The 4,685-nt window shown below is 65.1% G+C and carries 3 protein-coding genes; 1 reads left to right on the top strand and 2 read right to left on the bottom strand.

What is annotated here, in order from left to right; genetic code table 11:
• Together RI554_06875 and RI554_06870 are read right to left on the bottom strand one after the other, a co-directional pair.
• A partial coding sequence (locus RI554_06875) for a hypothetical protein (protein MDR9391737.1) occupies positions 1-225 on the bottom strand: 225 nt, incomplete at its 3' end.
• A gap of 69 nt (positions 226-294) precedes the next feature.
• Positions 295-708, bottom strand: a complete 414-nt coding sequence (locus RI554_06870) for a DUF805 domain-containing protein (GenBank protein MDR9391736.1) — start codon at positions 706-708, stop codon at positions 295-297.
• 1,354 nt (positions 709-2,062) lie between these two features.
• Between RI554_06870 and RI554_06865 the strand changes: the two genes are divergently transcribed.
• Positions 2,063-4,009 (top strand): BspA family leucine-rich repeat surface protein, encoded by a 1,947-nt coding sequence (locus RI554_06865; GenBank protein MDR9391735.1) that lies wholly within the window; start codon positions 2,063-2,065, stop codon positions 4,007-4,009.
• Positions 4,010-4,685 lie beyond the last annotated feature (676 nt).

The raw sequence follows: 4,685 nt of genomic DNA, 5'->3' as shown, positions 1-4,685 counted from the left end.
ACGCAGGTCGGTCGGCAGCAGGGACGGCGCGGGCATGGGGCCTCCTCGGGCGCGGTTCACGCCGTGGCGGTGACGGTACCGCACCGCCGTTCCGGCGGACGGCTGAACGCGAACGTGCGACGTCAGCGCGGACCGGTCGCCTTCGATGCCGACCGCGAAGCGGGGTGCGGTCGCGTATGCAACGACGACGTCCAGGGTCCGATCGACGACGGCGTCGACCGTCACAAAACGGCGTCACGACGCAAGACCTGGGTCGCGTCCCGACCCGCGGGGTCGATCGGAGGCCGTCCCGGCTCAGGCGTCGGCGTGTGGGGGTGGGGTCGGCGCGTCGGCCCCTCTGGGGTCCGGCCCGAACCGGTTCGTCCCGCGCGTCGGGGGCGCGACCGCGGCGAGGGCGAGGAGCGCCAGGTTGGCGTAGGGCACGATCACCAGGACCGCCCACGCGCCGGCGCGGTCGGCGTCCTGCAGGCGACGGGCGAGGAACCCCATCGCGGCGAGCAGCGCCGCGCCGTAGGCGGGGACGACGAGGAACGCCACGACGTCGCCCGGCAGGTCGAATCCCGACGCGTGCACCCAGGCGGCGAGCGCCCGGAGGGCTTCGGCGAGGCCGACGTACGCGAGGTACGTCGCGGCCATGAAGAGCACGAACTCGAGGCGGGGGAGGCGTCCCCCGAACCGGTAGGGGCGCGCAAGGGACCAGCGGATCATCGACGACCTCCCGGGCGGACGTGCCCACGCACGCCGCGCACCCGCATTTTGCCCCATCGATGGGGGGCGCGGAACCCCCGGTCCCGGCGCGCACGGGAGAAGACGACCGACAGAGCGGTCGGGTAGCTTCCCGACACGCCACGCTCCGCCCCTCCGCAACGCCGGTGTGGCGAACGAACCCAGCCCTAGCGCCGCCCCCCGGGAATCAACGCGTCTCGACGTTGCGTGGGGTCGCTCGGCGTGGGGGCGCTCCGATGCGAGGGACGGTGTCGTGAGCTTGGGCGCCGTCGTCGCGGACCGAGGCCTCGCTCAATATGCATGGTGGAACGAGAGAAGCCTCGTCCTGGACGGGGCTTGGGGGTGGGGGGGTGCCGCACGAAGGGCTCGAACCCACGACCCGTCGGTGAAGGGTGTGTCCGGAGGGGGTTCCGGGAGTGTCCGCATGAATCCTGCACGTGCGTGCGTTGTGGTGGGCTTTGCGGGGCGTGGCGGTCGTCCGGGCACGTTGTGGTGGGCTGTTCGGGGTGGGGGGGAAGGATCGCCCGGCGTGGGGGATGGGCGTGGGCGGGTTCGTGGGGTGGACGTGACGGCGTGGGGGTCGGGGGCTTCGGGGGCGCGCCGCGTGCGAGGGGGTGATTTCGTCGGGATGGGTAGGGGCGGTGACTCCGTGTGGACGTACCATCTGTGACATTCGCCATGTTGAATCGTCGGCGCGCGAATGCCTCTTTCAGAACGACCAAAGCATCGCGCGTGTTCACGGTCGCGTTTGATTGTTGCGACGTTCGGTGTTAGCTTCGCGACGTGGTTCGGTGTACGTGCGGGCAATGCGATCCGTTTGCTCGCGATTGGCGTGACGTGACGTTGGGATGCGGTACGCGCTTTGGGTTTGCGGTCTCCCGTTGGGGTAAGCGCGATGCGGCCGGGTGCGGTTGCGGGTCGTCTGCTGTCGATCTTCATGGGTTTGAAGGCAAGCCGTCGGCCGTTGCCACGCCGTGGATGGCGTGCACCCGTCCACACGATGTGGCCATCGTTCGGGAACGCAGGGTGCCGGTGAAGCGGGCGATTCACGCGCCGGATCTCGCGTGCGTGGATGTGGGGAGGGCACGGTGTGGGCGTCCGTCGAGTCGGTCGTTTCCTCGGTTGAAGAGTCCGGGCGGGGCGGCTCACGCATTCGTGAAGTCGGCTCCGTTCGATGCGTTGCATACGAACCTTCGGGAGGGGTGTTCGTTGGGTTTGGGTGCGGTTGCCGCGGTGGGGGCGCGTCTTGCTCGTCTCGTGGATGGTACCGCGCGACGAAAGCCAGTTGCGTCCCGTAAAGGTATTCCTGCGATTGCGAAAGGAACGGTGTTTCGTCGTGCGTAGCGTGTTGATGTGGCGTTTCGTGGTGTGGGTCCTCGTTGGATTGTTCGCGTTGAGTGGGTGTTCTCAGGATACGGCGGCGCCGGGCGGCTCGCCCGCGCCGGACGGTGGTTCGGTCGAGAGCGTGAGGATTGTGCAGGGGGATTCGGTGGGCGCGGGCGTGGGCGATCGTCTCGCCTTGGACGTGGAGGTGGAGGTGGTGGGGGATGTCTCGCGGGATGTCGTGTGGTCGTCGTCGGCGCCCTCGGTGGCTGAAGTGAATGCGTCGGGCGTCGTGTCGGCGGTGGGGGTGGGTGAGGCGACGGTGCGTGCTGAGGCCGTGGCGGACTCGGGGGTGTCGGCTGAGATCGTGATTTCGGTGGGGGAGGATCCGGCGGTGGTTGCGGTGCGCATCGACCAGGAGGACGCGGTGTCGGTGACGGCGGGGGGTTCCGTGGCGTTGTCGGTGACGGTGTCCGCGAGTGGGGGGGCGGATCCGGGGGTGGTGTGGGCGAGCAGCGATGCGTCCGTCGCGACGGTGAGTCCGAGCGGGATGGTGACGGCGGTTGCGCCGGGGAGTGCAGTGATCTCCGCGACGAGCACGTTCGATGCGTCGAAGCGGGACTCGGTTGAGGTGACGGTGACGGCGTCGGCCGGGGTGGATGGCGTGTCGATCGATCAGGTGTCGCCGACGAGTGTCGGCGTGAATCGTTCAGCGCAGTTGTCGGTGACGGTGTCCACGAATGGGGACGCGGATGCTGGGGTCGTGTGGGAGAGCAGCGATCCGGGTGTGGCGACGGTAGATGAAAGTGGGTTGGTGACGGCGGTAGCGGTGGGGAGCACGACGATCTCGGCAACGAGTTCGTTCGATGCGTCGACGAGTGATGCGATTCGCGTGTCGGTTTCCGCGTTCTACCTTGCCGAGAACGGCGTCACGATCAAGTGCGAGACCGCGGACTTTGGGGACGAAGGCGTGGTGGGTGGCGTGACGTATACAAAGCGTAGGCAATCGGCGATTACCGCTTCGAATGCAGGTTCCACGTGTACGAGTGGTGTGACGGACATGAGCTCCATGTTCGAGGATACGGACTTCAACTCGGATATTGGGGGTTGGGACACGAGCAGCGTGACGGACATGAGCTACATGTTCCAGGATACGGACTTCAACTCGGATATTGGGGGTTGGGACACACGCCGTGTAATCAACATGAAAGCAATGTTCGAAGGCGCAACTGACTTCAATCAGGATATTGGGGATTGGGACACGAGCAGCGTGACGGACATGAGCTACATGTTTTTCGAGGCTTCCTCCTTCAATCAGGACATTGGGGATTGGGACACGCGTGGGGTCACGAAAATGGACCATCTGTTCTTTCAAGCCAGAAAGTTCAACCAGGATGTTGGCGGGTGGAATACGGTCAGCGTGACGGATATGGAAGGGATGTTTTTCGGGGCCACTGCCTTCGATCAGGAGATTGGCGGTTGGAATACGGAGAACGTCACGACGATGAAAAACATGTTCTACGAGGCCGAGACGTTCAATGGAGACGTGAGCAGCTGGAATACGTCGAGCGTGAAGAACATGGAGGGACTGTTTTACGGCGCCAAGAGGTTCAACAAGAAGGTTGGAGGTTGGGATACACGTAGTGTCACGAACATGAGGAGTTCGTTTGGGCGTGCTCACGCATTCAACCAGGAGATTGGGGAGTGGGACACGAGCGACGTGACGGACATGGCCTATATGTTCTTCGACGCCGAAGCATTCAATAAGGGTATTGGCGAGTGGCACACGAGCAAGGTGACGAACATGAACCATATGTTCAACGAGGCCGAATCCTTCGACCAAAATGTGTCTTCCTGGTGTGTAAGCCAAATCGATACGACACCAACCGATTTTTCGAGGCTTGCCGCGTTTTCGGGCTCTCCCGAAAAGTTTCCGGATTGGGGACAGTGCCCGCAATAGTCCTTCTGGTGGGGGCCCACGTGGTTTGGGTAGTTCCCTTCGTCGTGTGTGGATGGCGTCGATACATTCGGTGACGGTGGTGGTGTCGTCATCGTGGATGTAGGCGCGGCGTCGGCTTGCGCGTTGCGGAACGGTGTGGCGGAGTCGGTGGTGGGAACCGGAGGAGTCGGTGGGGGCGGGCTTCGAGCGTTGGTGGAGGTGCTTGGCTTCGTGGAGGTCGTCGGATTGTGTGGGGCCGTCGTTTGGTCGTGCCTAGATTGCGGAAGGTGTTGACGTGCTCTACGGCACGGAGGGGGGCCGAGAGCCCGAACGACCGTGCCCGCAGCGATGCCATTCGGTGCCGTTCAGCCGAGCACGTTGAACGACGTTGCGCGTTGGTGTCACTCTTCGGATCATGTGGATGGCGCGTGGCCCCCAACGGGACGTACGCCTGTGGAGGCCTCGACCCGGCTTCGCCGGCCTGGTGCTCGGGTGGGCCCTCGTGGCCTGCAACGACGCTTCACCGGTAACGGACGCCCGCCCGAACGGTGCGCCGGTGGTGGAGTCGTTGTCGGTGAGTCCGTCGGAGGTGGGGGTGGGGTCGGTGGTGACGTTCGCGTGGCGGGTGGTGGATCCGGATGGGGATGGGGTGTCGTGCGTGTTGGACGTGGGGGATGGGTCGTCGTACGAGGTGGGG

The organism is Trueperaceae bacterium, assembly GCA_031581195.1.
Taxonomy (GTDB): domain Bacteria; phylum Deinococcota; class Deinococci; order Deinococcales; family Trueperaceae; genus SLSQ01.
Note: the sequence above shows the minus strand (reverse complement) of the source record. Positions and strands in the feature narration are given on the sequence as shown.